The 21,608-nt window shown below is 47.8% G+C and carries 17 protein-coding genes; 6 read left to right on the forward strand and 11 right to left on the reverse strand.

The features are described 5' to 3' along the window. Positions 1 to 16: 16 nt before the first annotated feature. The 3 genes from iolC to iolA all read right to left on the reverse strand — a co-directional run bounded on the left by iolC (position 17) and on the right by iolA (position 3,387). Entirely contained in the window at positions 17 to 1,006 is a 990-nt protein-coding gene (gene iolC / locus H065_RS0116155) for a 5-dehydro-2-deoxygluconokinase (RefSeq protein ID WP_017814125.1), read from the reverse strand. 69 nt (positions 1,007 to 1,075) lie between these two features. Further along, the gene (gene iolB / locus H065_RS0116160) at positions 1,076 to 1,897 is read right to left on the reverse strand and encodes a 5-deoxy-glucuronate isomerase (protein ID WP_017814126.1); all 822 of its coding nucleotides are present in this window, start codon (positions 1,895 to 1,897) and stop codon (positions 1,076 to 1,078) included. Between the two features lie 14 nt (positions 1,898 to 1,911). Beyond that, positions 1,912 to 3,387 carry a methylmalonate-semialdehyde dehydrogenase gene (gene iolA, locus H065_RS0116165; RefSeq protein ID WP_017814127.1) on the reverse strand — a complete coding sequence of 492 codons (1,476 nt, stop codon included), beginning with the start codon at positions 3,385 to 3,387 and terminating at the stop codon, positions 1,912 to 1,914. 472 nt (positions 3,388 to 3,859) lie between these two features. Between iolA and H065_RS0116170 the strand changes: the two genes are divergently transcribed. After that, the gene (locus H065_RS0116170; RefSeq protein ID WP_017814128.1) at positions 3,860 to 4,609 is read left to right on the forward strand and encodes a DeoR/GlpR family DNA-binding transcription regulator; all 750 of its coding nucleotides are present in this window, start codon (positions 3,860 to 3,862) and stop codon (positions 4,607 to 4,609) included. Between the two features lie 27 nt (positions 4,610 to 4,636). Then, positions 4,637 to 5,026, forward strand: a complete 390-nt coding sequence (locus tag H065_RS0116175; protein ID WP_017814129.1) for a tautomerase family protein — start codon at positions 4,637 to 4,639, stop codon at positions 5,024 to 5,026. Between the two features lie 226 nt (positions 5,027 to 5,252). On the opposite strand, the gene iolI is transcribed toward H065_RS0116175, so the two are convergent. The 5 genes from iolI to H065_RS0116205 form a co-directional block, all read right to left on the reverse strand. After that, positions 5,253 to 6,098: a 2-keto-myo-inositol isomerase gene (gene iolI / locus H065_RS0116185; RefSeq protein ID WP_017814131.1), complete on the reverse strand. Its 846-nt coding sequence runs from the start codon at positions 6,096 to 6,098 to the stop codon at positions 5,253 to 5,255. 137 nt (positions 6,099 to 6,235) lie between these two features. Then, positions 6,236 to 7,270 (reverse strand): bifunctional inositol 2-dehydrogenase/D-chiro-inositol 1-dehydrogenase, encoded by a 1,035-nt coding sequence (gene iolG, locus H065_RS0116190; RefSeq protein ID WP_017814132.1) that lies wholly within the window; start codon positions 7,268 to 7,270, stop codon positions 6,236 to 6,238. A gap of 48 nt (positions 7,271 to 7,318) precedes the next feature. Further along, complete coding sequence (locus tag H065_RS0116195; protein WP_017814133.1) at positions 7,319 to 8,752, reverse strand: sugar porter family MFS transporter; 1,434 nt, start codon at positions 8,750 to 8,752, stop codon at positions 7,319 to 7,321. Next, positions 8,742 to 9,668: a myo-inosose-2 dehydratase gene (gene iolE / locus H065_RS0116200; protein WP_017814134.1), complete on the reverse strand. Its 927-nt coding sequence runs from the start codon at positions 9,666 to 9,668 to the stop codon at positions 8,742 to 8,744. Before iolE ends, H065_RS0116195 begins: the two co-directional genes overlap by 11 nt. A gap of 335 nt (positions 9,669 to 10,003) precedes the next feature. After that, positions 10,004 to 11,371 (reverse strand): Nramp family divalent metal transporter, encoded by a 1,368-nt coding sequence (locus H065_RS0116205; RefSeq protein ID WP_017814135.1) that lies wholly within the window; start codon positions 11,369 to 11,371, stop codon positions 10,004 to 10,006. A 552-nt stretch (positions 11,372 to 11,923) separates the two neighbouring features. On the opposite strand from H065_RS0116205, the gene H065_RS27080 reads away from it, so the two are divergent. The 3 genes from H065_RS27080 (at position 11,924) to H065_RS0116220 (ending at position 14,758) form a co-directional block, all read left to right on the forward strand. Continuing rightward, on the forward strand, positions 11,924 to 12,583 hold the full coding sequence (locus tag H065_RS27080; protein WP_017814136.1) for a stalk domain-containing protein: 660 nt from the start codon (positions 11,924 to 11,926) through the stop codon (positions 12,581 to 12,583). A 262-nt stretch (positions 12,584 to 12,845) separates the two neighbouring features. Beyond that, positions 12,846 to 14,201 (forward strand): dipeptidase, encoded by a 1,356-nt coding sequence (locus tag H065_RS0116215; RefSeq protein ID WP_017814137.1) that lies wholly within the window; start codon positions 12,846 to 12,848, stop codon positions 14,199 to 14,201. A 353-nt stretch (positions 14,202 to 14,554) separates the two neighbouring features. Next, entirely contained in the window at positions 14,555 to 14,758 is a 204-nt protein-coding gene (locus H065_RS0116220) for a hypothetical protein (RefSeq protein WP_017814138.1), read from the forward strand. Between the two features lie 251 nt (positions 14,759 to 15,009). Here the strand turns inward: H065_RS0116220 and H065_RS0116225 are convergent, their stop codons facing one another. From H065_RS0116225 to H065_RS0116235, 3 genes are all read right to left on the reverse strand, one after another. Then, a complete protein-coding gene (locus H065_RS0116225) occupies positions 15,010 to 16,248 on the reverse strand; it encodes a MalY/PatB family protein (RefSeq protein ID WP_017814139.1) in 1,239 nt (412 codons plus the stop codon). 481 nt (positions 16,249 to 16,729) lie between these two features. Then, entirely contained in the window at positions 16,730 to 17,368 is a 639-nt protein-coding gene (pgmB, locus tag H065_RS0116230; protein WP_017814140.1) for a beta-phosphoglucomutase, read from the reverse strand. Positions 17,369 to 17,655: 287 nt separating this feature from the next. Continuing rightward, positions 17,656 to 20,346 (reverse strand): immunoglobulin-like domain-containing protein, encoded by a 2,691-nt coding sequence (locus H065_RS0116235; protein WP_017814141.1) that lies wholly within the window; start codon positions 20,344 to 20,346, stop codon positions 17,656 to 17,658. A gap of 368 nt (positions 20,347 to 20,714) precedes the next feature. Here H065_RS0116235 and efeO point away from each other — a divergent pair, with 368 nt between their 5' ends. After that, on the forward strand, positions 20,715 to 21,608 hold the full coding sequence (efeO, locus tag H065_RS0116240; protein ID WP_017814142.1) for an iron uptake system protein EfeO: 894 nt from the start codon (positions 20,715 to 20,717) through the stop codon (positions 21,606 to 21,608).

Below are 21,608 nucleotides of genomic sequence, written 5' to 3' on the forward strand. Positions count from 1 at the left end.
AAGTGTGCCTGCTGTGTCAGGACTGGATGAGCGGCTGGCGCTCAATCAGCGCCTCGATTTCCTCTGCGGTAGGCATCGCCTCCGAAGAACTGTGCTTGCTGACCACAATCGATGCGGAAGCGCTACCATATTTGAGCGACGTCTCGATGTCTTTGCCGCGAATCAGCGCGTAGAGCAGTGCCGAAGCATAGGAATCTCCCGCGCCGAATGTTTTGAGAACCTGGGTCTTGTAGGCATGTGCACGGAACGTCTGACCATCACGTGTGTAGGCATACGAACCTTCTACTCCATGCTTGATGACGACCAGCTCTGCACTATGTGCAAATAGATGACGCGTTGTATATTCATTGGAGCCCTGCAGTGTGTTCTCCATCATATCGTACTCATCCCGGGTACCGATGACAATATCGCATTGCTCGGCAACCATTGAATAATAGACCGCCGTCTCTTCACGGGAAGCCCATGTATACGGACGATAATCCAGTTCGAAAGCGATCCGGACATTGTTTTTCTTGGCCAGCTGGATGGCTCGCAGGGCTGCTTCACGGGAAGGGCTCTGGGCAAAGGCTGTACCAGAGATTAGTAATAGACCAGTCTGACGGATATAGTCTTCATCCACTTCCTCCGGACGCAGGTACAGATCGGCGACCTGATCACGGTACATCAGAATGCTGCATTCCTCGGGACTTTTGATTTCGGTAAAGGCAAGCCCGGTCTTATGACCCTCAGTGTCTACAATAAACCGTGAGGTATCTACACCTGCTTTGCCCATATAGGAACGAATAAAACGTCCATGCTGGTCATCGGCAATTTTACCGATAAATCCGGTTTTCAACCCTAGCTTGGCTCCGCCGATAGCAATATTCGCAGGCGAGCCGCCTACATATTTGGAGAAGGTCATCGTCTCTTCCATCGGACGATTATATTCTACTGCGTTCAGGTCGATACAGGCCCGACCCAACGTGATCAGTTCGAATGTCTTGGTATTATCGAATGCAATCTTCATATCGTCACCGCTCTTTCTTCCATAGGTTAAGGGTTCGGGACAGCTGAGTGGCTCAGGTGGAATTCCAGACTATTCGCGCTCCAGAGTCCACTCATGATCCGGATCATTATAAAATTTCCATATGCGCGTTGGACCGGCCATCACATTCAGATAGTAGGACGTATAACCGTCGGGTACTCCGACCGGATGGTATCCTTTGGGAACAAGTACCACATCGCCATGCTCCACAGCCATTGTTTCGTCAAGAAGACGATCATCTGTATATACACGCTGGAAAACAAAGCCCTGCTGCGGATCCAGTTCATGATAATATGTTTCTTCCAGAAACGATTCTTCCGGCAGATTATCCTGATCATGCTTGTGCGGCGGATAACTGGAGAAGTTCCCGGCTTCGGTATAGACTTCCACGACCAACAGGCTGCTGGCAGCAGGATGGTTATCCGGCAGGATATTATGCACCATACGGCGGTTCTGATACTTGCCGCGATGTTCCACACCTACCTCGTTCGCCGGGATCAGTACAGTAGGAAGCGGCTTGAGGGCAGACGCGTAGCAGAGAGCCACCCGCGCCTGACTGACGCCTTCTATACGGAAAGTATGTCCGCCGGAGACAAATACACTGTCTGTCGGCTTCTTCTCAAATACGCTATCACGTGTGCCGATTCCGGTAAATGAATGTTCGCCCTCGGTAATGGTAATACGGCCGGTGACAGCAACAATACAGCATTCCAGATCAGTCAGTTCTTCTTCATGGACGGCACCGGGAGCAAGGTCAATCATGCGGAAGCCTACATACTCCAGTGGTGATTCGGCAATGTTCAGGTCATGGACAACAGTTACTCCGTTGTCCTGAGATTGGGACTGCGGTTTGCGCAGCAGATGACTGGTCAAAGCGGATTCCTCCTCTATTCAAATGTAGGTTCCGCATAACGGGCGGTAACTACCTTTTTGCGAGTATAAAAATCGACACTGTCTTTGCCGTTGGCATGAAGCGTTCCATAGAAGGAAGACTTCCAGCCGGAGAATGGGAAGAATGCCATCGGTGCCGGAACACCCAGGTTAATTCCCAGCATACCTGCATCGATGTTTTCACGGAAGTAGCGAATCGCATTCGCATTGCTGGTGAACAGACAGGCTCCATTGGCAAATTCCGACTGATTGGCAATCTCAACCGCTTCCTTGAGATTTTTCACACGGATCACGGACAGCACTGGAGCGAAGATTTCTTCTTTCCAGATCGTCATGTCTGTCGTTACGCCTTCAAAGATCGTCGGGCCGATAAAGTATCCATCTCCCTCCATCCGCTCACGTCCATCGGTCAGCAGGGTGGCACCTTCTTCCAGGCCTTTCTCGATATAACGGATCGTACGTTCCTTGTTCTCTTCACGAATAACCGGGCCGAGGAATACACCATCATCCAGACCATTACCGATTTTCACGCTCAGTGACTTCTCTTTGAGACGGGCGATAAATTCATCAGCGATGCCTTCCTCTACTGTAACAACCGCACAAGCCATGCAGCGTTCACCGGCAGAACCGAATGCCGCGGAGACTACATTCGTAATCGTATCATCGAGGTTCGCATCATTCAGTACAATCGTATGATTTTTGGCACCGGTTAGTGCCTGTACACGTTTGAGGTTCTCGCTGCCTTTTTTGTATACATACTCGCCCACCGGCTTGGAACCGACAAAGGAAATCGCTTTGATCTCCGGATGCTCCAGAATGCCGTTGACCACATCATGTGCACCATAGACGATATTGAACACGCCGTCCGGCAAGCCCGCTTCCGTAAATAGTTCTGCCAGCTTCTCGGTCAGCAGCGGTGTACGCTCGGAAGGTTTTAAAATAAATGTATTGCCCAGCGAGATGGCCATCGGGAACATCCAGCATGGAACCATCATCGGGAAGTTGAATGGAGCGATACCACCTACCACACCGATTGGATAGCGATAGTTGGTCGCTTCCACATCTGTTGCGATCGAAGCGAGGGAGTCGCCCATCATCAGGGAAGGCGATCCTGCAGCAAATTCTACATTTTCGATGCCGCGCTGCACTTCGCCCAATGCTTCTGTCAGATTCTTGCCGTTCTCGATCGTGATCAGATGTGCCAGATCCTGCTTGTTTTGCTGCAGCAGCTGCTGGTAGTTGAACAAAATGCGTGCACGACGCGGTACGGCAATCTGTTTCCATTTATGAAAAGCAGCCAGCGCAATCTCGGCAGCATATTCTACGTCTTCACGTGTAGAGATCGGTACCTGACAAATCAGTTCGCCGGTAGCTGGATTGTAAACGTCTTCATAATTGGTCGTTTTGCTTTCCAACCATTTGCCACCGATATAGTTTTTCAACTTTCTTGCGGTAGATGTCAACGTGCTCATTGGATTGCTCCTCTCGATATCACATTTATTTTAAAACCTGCCAAACACAATCACAACTTGGTTATATATTGGTTATATTTTTATCATATATAATATAAATATAACCGTCAACCCTTATTAGCACACAAACATGATCATTTACTCAAAACAGGTAAAAAGGCATGGTTATCTGCTGCCTTCTTTCTATAAAAGACCCGATGCAACTTATATAAATCAAGATAGACAAACATCATAAAAACGCTGCTATTAAAGCATTTAAATCCTTTATTCCAAGATATAAACAAATCTTGTATGCACTCTTATTCTCCAATGAACACTTGCTAAAAGAAAAATATACAAATCAAATTATATGTAAATAGATGCTCTTTTTATCTCATTTCATTATTATATCTGTATACAATTTTAATTAACTATTGATAAACTTTTGGTTATAAACTATATTGGGAGTATAACAGATAACAGGAGAATGCCTATGAAAGCCAGACGACTTCAAGATATCGAAGAATACATTCATTCACGTAAAAATGTAACCCTGGATGAATTGTGCCTCAAATTCGACGTATCCAAGAATACGATCCGGCGTGATATCAACCAGATTATGCAGCGCGGCTCGATTGAGAAAGTGTATGGAGGTGTAAGCGCTATCACTGAGCTGGTTCCTTTTGAGAACCGGAATATCAAGCATCAGCCCGAGAAGCATAGTATTGGCCGATTGGCCGCAGACTGTATCGAGGATAATGACCTGATTTTTATTGATTCCGGAACGACGACGCGCAATATTATCGATTATCTGGCACCAGGACGTCCACTCACTATTTTGACCAACAGTCTGGATGTGATCAATGGAGTAGCAGATATGGAATATATCAATCTGCTCGTGATCGGAAATACGTATAAACGCAGTACCCGTTCTTTTGTCGGGATGGATGATATCCGGTCGCTGGAGAAATATAACGTTAACAAAGCCTTTATGGCGGCTACGGGAGTCAGTATTGTCCATGGCCTCACCAACTCGGACCTGCTGGAATACGAGATCAAAAAAGTAATCGCCCAAAAAGCGCAAAATCTGATTCTACTAGCGGATCTCAGCAAGTTTGGCCGTTCTACCCTGCTCACTTATGCACCGCTCGAAAGTGTGCACACCATCATCTCTTCGGAGCCTTTGCCCGAGGAATACCAGCAATTCTGTATGACGCATCAGATTCGCTCGCGTCATCCATAGTAACTATATATGAAGGAGGAACAAATTATGCCATTATTACGATTTGATCTATTTCAGGGACGCAGTCCAGAGCAGCTCAAGCTGCTGCTTGATACTGCTCATGAAGCCATGGTGGAAGCTTTTGACGTTCCCGCTTCGGACCGCTACCAGATTGTGCACCAGCATCCCACCGGAGAGATGGTTATCGAGGATACCGGTCTTGGTTATCCCCGCACCTCGGCTATGGTCGTGATCAGCGTAACGAGCAAGCAGCGTACTACCGAGCAAAAGCAGCGTCTGTATGAGCTGCTGGCCCAGCGGCTGCAGGAACAATGCAGTCTGGCTCCTACCGATCTGATGGTCTCTATTGTTGAGAACGGCAATGCGGACTGGAGCTTTGGCATGGGAGAGGCACAATTTATTACCGGCTCCCTCTAAGACAGATGAATGTTATATAAAGGTAGCTCTACCAGAAAGCGATCCGGCATATCTATTGCTGGATCGCCTTCTTTGCCTGCAGAGGGCTGCAATTGTACACAAAGTGGCATGAACATGCACGTCAAAATCCCCCCTGCTCACCGTAACCGGTATACAAGGAGGATTTGCAAATAATGAATGCTTTTCATCTGTGCTGCATTCTGACTACGATGTGGACGTTCTATTTCTATACCTGTTCCAGCGTATAATGGCGAGCAAGCACCTGCAGGGTTGTTTCTTTGGCGATACGGATCGCTTCTTCCGCATCCAATTCATAATATTCCGGACGGAACAGCTCGACAGAAGCCACATCCGAATATCCCTTCTGCTTGATTGTCGACAGAATATAGTCCAGATCAATAGCGCCCTGACCTGGCCATACCCGATCCTCATCCGTCAGGAAGCCGATCGGATAGTCTTCCGTATCATCCATATGCAGAATAAAGATCTTGCTGGCATCTGCACGTTCCAGGTCTTCACGCTTGGAACCCATCGCATGGAAATGGAAACAGTCCAGCACCAGTCCTACATTGGCACGGTCTACCGCTTCCACAATATCGTAGGCCTGGCCGAATGTATTCACTGTACACTGTGGATGACCTACAAATTCCACTGCCACCCCAATGCCGTAAGGCGCTGCCAGATCGGATAGCTCACGCAGTACACTGACACAGCTCTGATGGATATCAGACTTCAGAATTTTCTGTTCGGCAACCAGTGGTACAGCCACAATATATTCAATGCCCAACTTGGAACCCATCTCCAGCATTCCGCGGAACTCCTTGATGATCTCCTGGTATTCTTCCTCGCTCCGATTGTTAAAAAACACCAGCGCATTAAAGGCAAGCGGCTTGATATGATGCGTCTGGAAATACTGAACCAGGTCATCCAGCGAATGATTTTCCAGATATTCAGGCAGCTTGTCCATGGTACGAATCTCGATATAGTCGTATCCATGCTTTTCACAGTATTCCAGATCCTTGACCAGATTAGAATTGTTGAGGGTTGTCGCTTGATTAAAACACAGTTTCATGGGTTTTCTCTCCTGTCTTTATGCATAATGGATGTATTCCGGCTTATCCTTTGTCGCAAAATACTAATGGACAGCCGGAACCATCAACTTCAAGGAATACATGTAATTACGTATGCATTGCCTGGAATTACCTACTCCTAGACACGATGCAGTGCAGAATCTCCATACAGCTCCGGCTTCTCTCCGAACTCTACCGATTCCTTTTGACCGGAATCCTGCGCTTTGACACAGGCATCCGCTGTGACCGCTGCCACATATCCATCCCAGGCTGTAGGTCCTTGTGGTTCGCCGCCGTTACTGACCGCGTCGATAAAGTCCTGCAGCTCACGGTCATAGGCATCAATGAACCGCTCTTTCCAGTCCATGAGCAGATGATTACCAAGCTTGGCGTCTTTACGGAACGTAATGCTTGGCACTTCCGGCAGTTTGATTACACCTTCTTCTCCCACTACCTCACATTGAATATCGTAACCATATTTGCAGTTAACGAAAATCTCGGCTTTGATCAGTACACCGCCCTTGGTCTCCATAGTGACGATCTGTGGATCGCGCAGATGACTGGAAGCCAGACGGGTCTTTTTGGGGAAACTCACCTGTACAGACTCGTAATCATCATTGATCAGCCAGTGCAGCACATCGATCTCATGGATCAATGTATCCGTGATCGCCATATCGGTGGTATAGCCATCATTAACTTCCGGATTGCGATGGGCACAGTGAATCATCAGCGGCTCTCCGATAAAGCGCTCGTCTATTGCACGCTTCAGCTGCTGGTAACCGGCATCATAACGCCGCATAAAGCCTACTTGAACAAGACGCTTGCCATGTTTGACTTCCGCTTCTACAATTTCGCGGCAGCCGGCTGCTGTTGTAGCCAGCGGCTTTTCACAGAATACATACTTGCCCGCCTGAATGCCGGCCATAACACTCTGCTGATGGGCAGGTCCCCAGCTGGTTACGAGAATCGCATCCACATCCGGCGCCTGAACGAGCGATTGATCATCAGGATAGATTTTGGCATCCAGATTAAAATTCTCTACCACTGCCCGGGCTGCTTCCATATTCACATCGGTTACGGCTACAATCTTGCCGCCCGAGAGTCCGTTCGTAATGCGACGAATATGTTCGCGTCCGATTGCCCCTGTACCAATTACACCGATATTCAACGTCATAATAATATCCTCCTGTAGCTGTATAGTATGTGTATGATGGCTAATACTTTATTCCACCGGCGCAGCTTTGGCTGCATAAGTCTGATCATTTTCAAGGTTTTTTTTACCATGGGAGCGGAATTTCTGTTCCAGTTCTTCGAGGGACAGACCTTTGGTCTCCGGCAGTACAAGTTTGACAAAGGTAATCGCCAGCAGGCCCAGAGCTGCGAAAATATAGAAAGTCGCGGATAATCCGATACCACCAAGCAGAACCGGGAACAGCAGTCCTACCAGGAAATTGATGATCCACAGGCAAAATACAGTCATGCCCATACCAAATCCACGCAAACGCAGCGGGAAAATCTCGGACAGCATCAGCCAGGTGACCGGTGAGATCGCTCCCTGCTGGAAAGCCAGAAACGTAACGGTTAACGCGAGGACAACATAAGGCAGACTTGGCGAGCCCGCCAGCCATGCAGTGGCAACCGCAATCAGCAGCAGACAGGTCGTCGTACCGATCAGTCCGGTGAGCAGCATCGGACGCCGGCCCACACGGCCAAGCAGCCAGATCCCTACGAAGGTAGCCAGCACGGAAATCACCCCATTGGCGATATTACCGATCAGCGCCGCTTTGGTCTCAAAGCCGGCATCTTTTAGAATTTCCGTACCATAGTACATGATCGAATTGACACCGGTAATCTGTTGGACAATCGCGATTCCGATCCCGATCCACATAATTCGGCGAACCCATGGAATCGCCAGATCCTTGAATCCGGCTTTTTGCAATTCTTTCTCCTTCTTGAGATTGTTCTGAATCTGCGCGAGCTCGGAAGCGGCATCCTGTTCGCTGCGAATTCTTTTCAATACACCCAGAGCTTCATCATCTTTTTGTTTGGAGACGAGCCAGCGCGGACTTTCCGGTACACGCAACATACCGAAGAACAGCAGAATGGCCGGCAGTGCTGCAACAATCAGCATATATCTCCATACATGGGAGCTATCGCCCATCATCGTGCCGAGAATAGCATTAATGACAAAAGCCAACAGCTGTCCGCTAACAATCATCAATTCATTGCGCGTGACAATCCCGCCGCGCCGATCGGCCGGAGACATTTCCGCCAGAAAGGAAGGTACCGTGACTGAAGCGCCTCCGACTGCGATTCCGAGCAGAAAGCGGGCAGCTACCATAATGGCTACGTTCGGTGCGAGTGTACATCCTACCGTAGCGATAAAAAAGAGAATAGACAGAAACAGAATGTTTTTGCGGCGGCCATTACGATCGGACATCCGTCCACCAAAAATGGCTCCAAATGCAGCGCCCAGCAGCAGCGAGCTGGCAACCAAACCTTGTGTAAACGTATTCAAATTTAGCTGGTCAGCTGCAGACATATAAGGCAGTGCCCCGTTGATCACACCGGTATCATAACCAAAAAGCAGACCACCCAGTGTAGAGATAATAATAATTTTACCGAGGAACGCTTTTTGAGTCGCTTCATTTTGCATATTGTTCGCCTCTCTTTCCATTCCATTCCCGGGTGAGCAGCATCTCATCAATATATCGGCGTGCGATCAATGCGTATTCCAGAGGATGCGCTACAGCCGGGTCCTGCTCGGCTTCGATTACAATCCACCCACGGTATTCCTGTTCCAGCAACAGATCATATACATCTACAAAATTAATGCAGCCATCTCCAGGTACGGTGAACATTCCGCTCAAAAAAGATTGCATAAATGATTTGCCCGCAGAACGGCAGTCATCCAGTACCAGACGGCGTGCATCCTTGAAGTGCACATGCCGGATGCGCGAAATATGCCGCTGAAGCAGTGTCATATAATCACCGTCCGAGACAAAGATATGTCCCGTATCATACAGCAGATGAACATACGCCGGATTCGTCCCTGCCATGAGCCGGTCGATCTCTGCCAGCGTCTGCACGCCCGTACCCATATGATGATGATAAACAAGCTTCAGTCCGTAGTTGTCGGCAGCTTTGCCAAGCTGATCCAGTCCCTCGCATAGTGTGTCCCACTCGCTGTCTGTAAAATACGGCTTCTCGGCAAATACGTTTTTGTCGAGTCCCTGTACACTGTAGGATTGCTCGGATACGACGATCACGTCTGCTCCTACTGCCTGCAGATAACGGCACTGTGTATGAAAATTTTCCAGTACGTTCTCCAATCCGTCACGGATCAAAAAGCTGCTGAACCACTGCCCGGCAATGCTGAGCTTGCGCAGCTGCAGTTCCTTATTCAGTATGTCCTCAGAAGGGAAAAAACCGCCAACTTCAGTTCCTTCAAAACCGGCTACCACAATATCACTCAGCAAATGTTGTAATGTATTCCCAGCGCCAATCTCCGGAATATCATCATTACGCCAACCTATCGGGGCTATTCCCCAGCGGATGTTCTGTTCGCTCATAACCGTCCTCCTCTTTCGGCAACATACTGATAATAAATTGATTAACTTTTGATCACTATCTGATTACATATTAATATTAAAAGCGCTTTCAGTCAATTGTTTTATTAACGTTTTCTAATTTTCCGCCTTTTGTATTGGTCTCTATGCTTTTTTACCTAAGTTAATAAAGAAAAACCCATTTTAATGAGTAATTTATGGTTAACTCTGTATGTATCTCTATTCTTTCTTCTATATTAAGTAAGTAATCAGCACAACAAAAAAGCTGTGTTCCGCACATTTGGCACGGAACACAGCTTCTTGTTTATAATCTATTCGTTTTACTTTATATGATGTTTTTAGCCGAATGCGTGTCCGGTTACTATAATGTAGGCCAGCAGGAACACATTCAGTACCACAATCAGTCCGGTCGCCAGCCAGGCGATACTTTTGACGATTGCACCATTGGCAAAGGTACCCATCTTCTGACGGTCACTGGTGAATTTGACCAGTGGTATAACAGCAAACGGCAGCTGCAGGCTTAGTACGACCTGACTCCACAGCAGCAAATCTCCGGTACCGCTGGAGCCGTATAACCAGGTTACGACAAATGCAGGGATTACAGCCAGCAGACGTGTAATGATCCGGCGCAGTACCGGGGAGATACGCAGCTGTACGAATCCTTCCATAACGATCTGACCAGCCAGTGTACCGGTAATGGTCGAGTTCTGACCGGAAGCCAGCAGTGCGACAGCGAACAGGGTGCTCGCTATACCTACACCCAGTGTCGGACTGAGCAGCTCATAGGCGCCTTCAATCTCCGATACCTGCAGACCATGTCCATAGAATGCAGCGGCTCCCAGAATCAGGATCGCCGAGTTGATAATAAAAGCAATCGTCAGCGAGAATGCCGAATCCAGACGGGCAAAGCGAACAGCCTCGCGTCGACCTGCTTCATCCCGCTTGTACTGGCGGGACTGAATAATCGAAGAATGCAGATACAGATTATGCGGCATAACCGTTGCACCGAGAATCCCCAGTGCTACGAACAGCATTCCCGAATTGGTGACTACCTCCAGCTTTGGCACATATCCACCGAAGATTGCTGCCACATCCGGACGTGCCGCAATCATTTCAAAAATAAATACAACGAAGATTGTGGCGATCAGTACGATAACGATCGATTCGATAATGCGGAATCCCTTTTTCTGTAGCAGCAAAAGCAGCAGAACATCCAGTGTTGTAATCACGATGCCCCACAGCAGCGGAATGCCAAACAGCAGATTCAGTGCGATCGCCGAACCAATGACCTCAGCCAGATCGGTTGCGATAATGGCTAGCTCTGTCAGAATCCATAGAAACACCGCTGTCTTTTTGCCGGTCGCATCACGTGTTGCCTGCGCCAGGTCCTTGCCCGTGACGATCCCCAGCTTGGCAGCCAGTGTCTGGAGCAGCATTGCGATCAGACTTGATAACAGTACGACCGACAGCAGGGTATATCCGAACCTTGATCCTCCGGCGATCGAGGTCGCCCAGTTCCCCGGGTCCATGTATCCCACTGCTACCAGGGCGCCAGGTCCTGCAAATGCAAAAAACTTGCGCCAGAAACCGGCATTCTGCGGGATGCTGACTGTATTGTTCACTTCTTCCAGACTGATAGAAGAGCTGCTGCGCAGCCAGCTCTTTTTGGCTTCAGGCTGTTTTATTTCAGTATCGGTATTCTCCATATTCTCTCTCCCTCACTTCTCTTACGCCCTCTTTGGCTTGATTTCTGAATAGATTCAGCAAGTTCTCTATGTTGGTCTTGCCAGATGTACGGTTGCAATTTATACATATGCTTCTGAACATATTTTGCACTCGTGCAACTTATTTGTCAATAGCTAACCTTTATGGATGAGAGCAATTTAAAATTAAAATAATACCCCGTTGTTCCTCGTTACAAACTCCACTCTTACCTTTAACCAATTCAGTGTTTATTGGTTCACTTTTTCTGTAGAACTGCTGAGGGGCTCTATATTACTGCCTTTTCATCTGTTCCCGACCTGACACTTTAACTTGGAAAAACGTATAGTTTTTAGACATATTGTTAATAAGTCTAGACTTTATACAATAAAAGTCTTCCAAATTCCTAAAATAGGACTTCCTGTTTGCCGATGAAAAGAGAAGGGGAGCTTGTCTGGTTACTCTTTTAAGGTAAGACTGCTATCCAAGTCATATCGTATATAAGGTTTATTCAGATGATATATGGCACCTACAATAGAAAAAGGGGAATACACACAATGAAGAAATTAGTAACAGGAGTACTTACCGCAGCCTTACTATTTACCGGCAGTTCTGTCTATGCAGCAAGTTCCAACGTATACGAGCTTACCGAAGCGACTTATCCGATCATGGTCAATGGCAAAGAATATAACGATAGCTCCCTGCCTGCCCTAAGCTATAAAGGAAGTACATATATACCGCTTGCCAATATTGCTTCTCTCACCGGAGTAAAATACAAATGGAACAGTTCACTCAAGCAGGTCGAAATTGGTAATTCAGGCAATTCTGCTGCTATCACCGATCCGGATGCGCAGGTACTGAATCAGATTCTCTCCAGATACAACGGTCCCTATTCCTTTGAATACAGTACCGAAGATATTCCGCCTGCAAGTCCTCCGACCACTTACAATGACTGGATCAACCAGAAGTCAGCCAAAGAGTCTGCGCTGGAAAGTGTCCTGCAAGATGTCAACGATCAATATTATCTGGCTTATGAACTAACAGAAGTTACCTATCCTGTACTTGTTAACGGTCAGCCTTATAATGATGCCAAGCATCCTATTCTGAACTTCCAGAACAGCACTTACATTCCTTTGGCCAAAATCGGCGAACTGACCGGTGTGGACTATAAATGGAACAGTACTCTCAAACAAGTCGAAATCCATACTGCCAAATAATACAAACGTCTTTTCACCAGCACCTCATAATAGGTCTATGCAATCCGCAATAAAGCTATAGGCAGCCCAAACAGGACGCTTTTCTCCGCTATTCAAATGCTGGGAAAAGCGTTCTTTGGCCTGTCTATGATTCCAGATAAACTTGCAGTTTTATTGCCGCCTCCAAAAGTAGTACAATAGGAGGCATAACGCGTTTCATTCCATTCCATTATTATGGATGTTCACAAACACGATACCCACATTCGAGGAGGACGATTCATCTATGAGTTATGCTACATATTTCCAGGAAAATCGCGAACAGCATCTGGCTGAACTAAAAGAGTGGTTATCTATTCCAAGTATCTCCGCCCTGTCCGAGCACAAACCGGATATGCTGCGTGCTGCCGAATGGCTGGCTGCTACCTTGACCCGTGCCGGTCTGGAGAATGTTAAAGTCAATGAAACCGCCGGTCATCCGATCGTAACTGCAGATCATCTGCATGCACCGGGCAAGCCGACTGTTCTCGTATATGGACACTATGATGTTCAACCGGTTGATCCGCTGAACCTGTGGGAGACGCCTCCATTTGAACCAACGATTCGCGGAGACAAGTTGTTCGCCCGCGGCGCTACCGATGACAAAGGCCAGGTATTCCTGCATATCAAAGCCGTAGAAGCGATCCTCAAACAGGAAGGTTCTCTGCCGGTTAATATCAAATTCTGTATCGAAGGTGAAGAGGAAATCTCCAGTGCCAATCTGCCGGGCTTCCTGGAAGCCAACAGCGAAGCACTGGCAGCTGATGCCGTTCTGATCTCCGATACTTCCCTGCTCGAGCGCGGCAAGCCGGCGATCAGTACAGGTCTGCGCGGACTGTGCTCGCTGGAAATCACGATTAATACAGCCAACACCGATCTGCATTCCGGTTCCTTTGGCGGCGGTGTTCCCAATGCGCTGCATGCGATGGTGGAACTGCTCGCTACGCTGCATGACCGTGACGGCAAAGTGCTCGTAGACGGATTCTACGACGATGTACTGCCATTATCCGAGGAGATGCGCGCCGAGTTCGTGAAGCAGGACTTCAACGAGCAGCAGCTGCAGAGTGATCTGGGCCTGGAAGCGCTGCATGGCGAAGAAGGTTACTCCTTTGTCGAGCGTGTAGGTGCGCGTCCAACATTGGAGCTGAACGGCGTATACGGTGGCTTCCAGGGTGAAGGCACCAAGACGGTTATTCCCAAAGAAGCCCATGCCAAAATCACCTGTCGCCTGGTCGCTGACCAGAATCCGCAGGATGTACTGGACAAAATTATTACTCACCTGGAAGCTGTGAAGCCAAATGGTGCCAAACTGACGATTACACCAGGCGAGAAAGCACGTGCCTTCAATATCGATCCATCCGGCGAACTGCTGCAAAAAGCGGCTGACGCGTATGCTGCTGTATACGGTACACGTGCCCTGTTCACCAAAGATGGCGGTTCGATCCCGATCGTGGAAGAATTCTCCCGCGTGATCGCGCCAACTGTTGTGCTGATGGGCTTCGGTCTGCCGGATGAGAATCTGCATGCACCGAACGAACATTTCAATCTGGAGAACTTTGATAAAGGCATGCTGACAATTGTCGAGTTCCTGAATCAGGTATAATTCCAACCGGATTGCAGATCTTCTCCCAGCGGTCGGTTACTACCGACCCTGGGCCTTCAACTCGATCGGATAAGAAAACACCTCATAAATACCATTAAAATGCACTTCTTAAAATAGACATTGGAACCCGCTGGGGTAAACTAATGAACTTTAGGAGGTGTATTTTTTTATGATACAAAGCCTATCTGGTTCCCCTGAGGGAAAATAGAAAGCCGTTAAATGTAATTACCGCTGACTCACTGGAGAACTCCAATTATAAATAATTAAGATTCCATTGCTAGCCGAACTTGATTGTTTATAACAGTCCTGTATTATAGGATGAACATTGCTTCGCAAGGAAAGGAGTATGGTCTATGTCTGAAAATGCAGTATCTTCTGACTCTATGTACATTGGAACATCATTTTTAACTTACTTTCCCTTTATTCAGTGGATTGTCTATTTCATTATGCTTGTAGTAGGCTTTATTTTTCTATTGAAGATCAGTCTTCGGTTAATTAAATATCTTGATTTGTTAATTGAAGAAAAGAAAGCTAAGAAAAACGATTCTGCTATATAAAAGATCGATCAGTTGGACATGTTGAATTTAAAAAAGAAGGAGTGTACAGAATTCAATCCTTCTGTATACTCCTTCTTAATTTAATATTCTACTTAATTCTTATTATAAGCCAGATTCAAACCATTTATTGTAGCCTGACCATTAACTAATTTAGTCTAATTACCAGGTAAGACAATTTGATTGGTTTTACAAGTGATATTTTTCTCTGAAAAGTTGAAATCATTTCTGTACCAGCAGGTCACAACCCGAATTCAGGCATTGGCTTCGCTGGATACCTGTTCAGCAACCTTCGGACTGCCTTCTGTACGCCACTGTTCCAACGCGCTACGAAGACGTTCCATAGCTTCTTCCAGTAGACGACGGGAGCAGGCCACATTCAGACGCATATACCCTTCACCGGCTGTCCCAAAGGCGCGTCCGTCATTAAGCGCAATCCGTGCCTTGTGCAGCAGGAAGGATACCAGATCCGCCTGTTCCATGCCCAGCTTGCGGAAATCTATCCACATCAGGTAGGTCGCTTCTGGCATATTCACCGACACTTCCGGCAGATGCTCAGTGATGTACTGCTGTACATATTCCATATTGGCACGCATATACTGCATACACTGTTCCAGCCATTCGTGGCCTTCCGTATAAGCAGCCTCTGTCGCTGCCGCACCGAACTGGCTAATATGTCCCACGCCAAAGTTGTTGATCTTCAGCGCAAACGCATCACGCAGCTCCGGATTCGGAATAATCACATTGGATGTATTCAATCCGGCAATATTAAACGTCTTGCTCGGTGCGGTACAGATAATACTGCGGTTCTTCGCCTGCTCGGAAAGCATCGCATATGGAATATGCTGGTTCGGTTCAAAGACAAGATCGCCATGGATTTCATCCGATACTACAATCACATTGTATTTCTCGCACAGCGCATCCACACGCTCCAGCTCTTCCCGGCTCCATACCCGGCCGATCGGATTATGCGGACTGCAGAGGATCAGCAGTTTTACTTGGTCACTGCTCAGTGCCTGTTCCAGCTGCTCCAGATCCATTACATACTCACCGTTCTCCTGCAGCTGGAGCGGATTCTCGACAACTTCGCGTCCATGACCAGTCACTACGCTGTAAAACGGAGGATATACCGGGGTCTGGATAACCACTTGATCGCCATGCTCGGTAAAAGTCTGCACCGCAAAATTCAGTGCAGTCACTACTCCCGGCGTAAATACGACCCAATCCTTTTCAATCTCCCAGCCGTGTCTGTTTTTCATCCACTCCTGAAGAGCACGGTAATAATTTTCCGATTGGAAAGAGTAACCAACGACTCCATGCTCGGCACTTTTCTTGAGCGCGTTCTGTACCGATTCCGGTGCGGCAAAGTCCATATCTGCTACCCACAGCGGCAGTACATCCTCTGTACCGAATAACTTCTGCAGCTGGTCCCATTTGGCCGAGTTGGTATTGATCCGCTCCGGGGGATGATCAAAACGTTGTGTATAGTCCATCTGTTAACCTCCGTTTCGGCGCGTATGCTGTCTGATGCCTCGCATAGTCACGCTCCATATTTAGCAGGATGCCATCCAGGCACACCCTTTATCCCAAAATGAAATCAAGATTAGCCTTATCATAACATGTTTGCAAGTAAGGGAAAACATCGACTGATTGAAAGCAATCGCTGAGGAAATCATGGAATGTAGGTGTTCCCAGTATCTATAGATCATAGAGGTTCTTCTGGAAAAGACATATAAACGTGCGACCACTTCTTACATAGAGAGCAAAAAAAGAGTAATAATGGACGCTGGCAACATGAATAATTTAAAAAACCAACCAGACTACCATCTACGGCAGTCTGGTTGGTTGCTATTTGATACAATCCGGGTGGTTGCTGATCGTTCTTTTAACATACATTTTTGTTACTATTTGTTTTATGCTGGTTGGCTGGTTGTTCTGCCTGATCATTGTACAGAGGTGACTCTGTCTATTGCATCAGATCAGATCCAGAATCTCGTCTACACGTTCCAGACGGTAATCGGCATCCTGGGAATGCAGTCCTGCATCACCGACAGCAGCCACGTTCATGCCGCCGGCAATTGCTGCCTGTACACCAGCTTCCGCATCTTCCACGACGAGGCATTCTTCCGGTGGTACACCAAGACGTTCGGCTGCCAGCAGGAATACTTCCGGATCGGGCTTACTGCGGGTAATATCATTACCGTCTGCTACCGCATCAAATGCATCGGCCAATCCGATCTGCTTGAGGATCGTAGGTGTATTTTTGCTGGAGGAACCAATCGCGATTTTGACACCTCGTTTTTTCAGTTCATCGATTGTATGTTTGGCTCCCGGCAGCAGATCATCCGGTTTTACTTCAGACAGGGATTCCCTGTAGTATGTGTTTTTACGTTCGGCCAGTGCGATTTTCTCTTCCGGAGTGTAGGTACGCTCTGCCTTTTCCAGAATAATCTCCAGGCTCTCCATCCGGCTCACACCGCGCAGACGGTTGTTGATCGTCTCATTGAACTTGATACCTTCTTCGTCGCTCATCTTTTTCCAAGCCTGATAATGGTACTGATCGGTAGAGACGATAACTCCATCCAAATCGAATATTACAGCTTTGATCGTCATAATTGCTTCCTCCTCTGATTCGCTTTCTGTTCGTCAGCTTGCTGGATCATTATGAATGATGAAATCCTACTGATATATGGAATATAAACAGATTCGATGAAAAGCAAGCTGGTTCCTGTTGTTAAATATGCAGTATGCATGAAGCAAAAACCCCAAATCCCGCAGTAAACAGGCAAATCCGGCAGGAATAAGAACCTGCCGGATTTTTTGCGGAAATATTCAATGGATGATGTACAGGTCTATCTGCAGCAGTATATCTGACTGCTTCATCTTACCCTGCTGCGCACTTACTGTCTGGATACTGACACATATCCAAAGTCCGGCAGCAGACTGCCCAGCTGGTCCTTGAGCTGTTCGGGAGCCCCTCCGTTTGTTTTTGCATATTTGATCTGTACATTACTGCCACCGGCAAGCGCTTGTCTGAGATTCGCGTAGTATGGATCGTTAAGATTGATCCGCAGTATATGACGCTGCGACAGATCACTGCCAGAAGGCGGGACAAAACCACGTAGTGGATAATCGGTACCATCTACTCGTACCGTCACCCCTGCGAGCATGCCTGGCTGATCACTAAAAGCATAATTTTTGGCAAATGTCAGCCGAAGTTGTGCATTGGCAGCCGTGTAAATGGCTGATGGGGCACCGGGTTTTGGCATTTCGGTAATTGTGGTACGAAGCCGGTCCGGCGGATACAGATCGCCAACCCAATCATGAATATTGTCTGTATTAAACCAGAAGACAGGCTTCTCTCCCGATACCGGAAGCGGCTGGGCAAAATCCATCACAAAATGGAAGCCCGTCTGCAGACGATTAGTCGTATCGACTGAATTGAAATATTCGGTCGGCACGTAGACCGGATGATAATCGGTACCATTGATACGGACATTCAGCCGATTCTTGAATTCATCGATGTCCATCTCGGTATTGCTGTGGAATCCCCAGCCAGGCAGTATATTGATGCTCAGCTTGGTACGGTCCGAACTGAGTACGGCATCTGCCACATCATAATTACCTACAAATCTTACCGGTTCATCCTGGAACATATCTACCGGATGATAGTATTTATCGGTAGTGAGCCGATCTCCATGATAGCTTAACTGCAGCCCGGATAGGTCGGCAGGCGTAATATCCTTGACCTGGAGGATAATCGCATAACGATCCCGATAGATGCCCCATCGACTCTCAATCCGCGTTGGCGGCGCCACGCTTACCTTGGTAATCTGCCCACGACTGAGTTGGTAATCGCTACTCAGTGGCAGCTGATCGGCTGCCCACTCTTCCGGGTATACATAGAGGGAACGATCATAATAGACGTAGATTGTATCGAGTGCACGGTTAATATAGATATTTTCGAGTTCCGCCGATTGATATACGGCACGATCCCGATAGATCTGGTTGTACTGCACCATCGTAACCGCCGGAGAGACATACTGCTTGGATTTGTCCACAATCACAAAACCGACGCGTGCATAATGAAAACCGGTGCTGTCAATATCGATACCTGTATTGATATCCTGCACCTTGCCTACCTGTGCAGCTGTAATATTCTGATACGGCCAGGCCACGGCATTGGCAGACGCTCTGTACGTATTGCCTCCATGCCCTTCCATAACCGCCTGAACCGTTAATACCGCTCTATCTTCGTCGTACATGATAACCGGTGTACCTTTGGAGACGACCATATAGACTTCTCCCGGTTGGCTCAATGCATAACGGGCATGAATCTGTCCATTTTTTACATACATCTCCGGGTACCCTTTTTGAAAATAAGGATCTGCTTGTCCGACGATCCCCACAGATGTTGACCCTTCTGCCTGAACAAGCAGCGCATAGCTCTTGGTGGCGACGACCTGATCGCTGAGAATGGCTGTCAGTATAACTTCCTGGTCATCACGTGCTGCCCGGGAGACTACACCTGCGCTGGTCATAACAGCTTCATTATCGCTTTTCCAGCTGATCGTTACGCCTGGATACTCCGGCAATGAAGCAGGCAGCTTGAGCGACCCTCGCAGGGTACGCTTGTCGGCAGGGAAATACCGTGATTCAATCGCCGTGAAGATCTGCTCTGCTTTGCCTGAGCGGGCAATCTTCTCGGTTGGCGGGCTCAGTGCAGATCCACTGGCTGTCTGTTCATTCGTCTGAATATGGACACGAATGAATTTGCCGGCATCCTCTTCGACCGGACGATACTGGGAAGCTGTCGCTCCCTTGATTGCAATATAGGCTCCAGCGGCAGAGTTACTGCGATACCATTGGTAACGTACAGCAGGAGCTTGACCGGATAGTGGACGGCCATAGCCAATTTCTCCAGCACTCAGCAGCGCACCCACTTCGGCAGGTCCCTTAATCGCGCCGATCTTCTCGACCGTTACTGTGCCTGCAGGACGGTACACCATGAATACGTTGACATCTGCATAACCTGGTCTTGCAAACAGCAGCTCAAATGGAGCAATTCGGCTGGCCGATGACAGAGCCAGCTTGAATACAAATTGACTGGTTCCGCTACCTGTCACCGAATCGGTAACATACGAGATTGGATAGGGCTGACCATTCACCGTCAGCTTCACCCCGGAAGACGAATCCAGCGGACGGCCAGCACTATCGGTCAGGCTGATCGTGGTATATACAGAATAAGTAACCGACGTCACACTGCGGCGCAGCGCCTGCGAGCTGGTCAGTACATACTCATAGCTGTTTTTCTGGATCAACGATCGGTCCCTTGCAGCTATGCTGATTGCCTCATTGTTCGCCTGGGTTGCCGGATCGACAGGAAGCTGCGTACCTCCGTCGATATCTTCATATTTGGCTAGTCCGACATGAAATACCGAAGGACTGACAGCCGGTGCCATATCGCTATTGTCTGCAGATGGGGAAGATAACGTTGCTTCCGGCGCAGCGAGCGAATAACCCGAATTGGAAATGAGCAGCAGGATGGCACAGAGCCATACCAACCATGTATACCGTTTATGCTTGTTCATCCGACACTCTCCTCTGGCATTTTGGATATGTAGTGGAATCTGGATGCAGATACTGCGGTCTTACTGGATACAACAAACCTGAACTCCCTCCTTTTACATTCATTTATAGCGGAAAGTAACAGATCAATCCGCCTGCTTCAGATACACATACTGCACTATGAACAGCGGACATACCTAAGCAAATTAATAATACCATAATGTTATTATTAATACTTTATTATCTTAATATGGTTAAATAAGTAATTAATATCAAAAAAGACGGGTGTTCTGTCGCATTTTACATAAAAAATATTGACGTTGCAGGGTTTCCACACTATGATATATACATTATTGAGAACGATTATCATTATTGAGGAGTGTTTGAATTTATGAAAGCACGTTACACCCTGCCTGCGGTTCTGCTGTTATCATCTGTACTGTTCGCAGCCTGCGGCAACAAGGAAGAAGCACAACCAGCAGCAAACAATACACAGACAAGCCCAACTACAGCGGCGGCTACCGATACCAAGGCTGCGGCACCTGCTGCTTCTACAGCTGATTTCAAAGATGCTACCGAGCAATATCGTACCTATGCGATCAGTGAGATTGATGCTTTCGTAACGGAGACCGAGAAATTTACAGAAGCGGTCAAAGCCGGCAAGATGGACGAAGCGAAAAAGCTGTACGCACCGGCACGTATGCACTATGAGCGTATCGAGCCGATTGCCGAAGCACTGGGCAATCTGGACCCGGATATTGATGCTCGCCAGGGAGACGTGGATGACAAGGACTGGCGTGGATTCCATAAAATCGAACAAGGCCTGTGGGAAAAGAAGACAACAGATGGCATGAGCGAATATGCAGATCGTCTGTTGCAGGATGCCAAGCTGCTGCGCGCCAAAGTCGAGACGGTCGATATTGATGCGGGACTGCTCGTTACCGGAGCGGTAGAACTACTGAACGAGGTCTCTTCTTCCAAAGTAACCGGTGAAGAAGAACGTTATTCCCACACCGATCTGTATGACTTTGTAGCCAATGTAGAGGGTGCACAGAAAATCTACGAGATCCTGAAGCCAAATCTGGCAGCAAAAGATCCTGCTCTGGAGAAACAGATCGGCGAGAAATTCGAAGCGCTGAACAAGGAACTGGCTCCGTTTGCAACCAAAGACGGTGGCTATGTAACTTACGATAAATTAAGCAAAGAAGACGTACGTACACTGAGCCAGAACCTGGATGCACTGGCTGAACCATTATCCCAAATGGGAACAATCCTGGGAGTGTAA

The organism is Paenibacillus shenyangensis (assembly GCF_000346635.1).
Taxonomy (GTDB): domain Bacteria; phylum Bacillota; class Bacilli; order Paenibacillales; family Paenibacillaceae; genus Saccharibacillus; species Saccharibacillus dauci.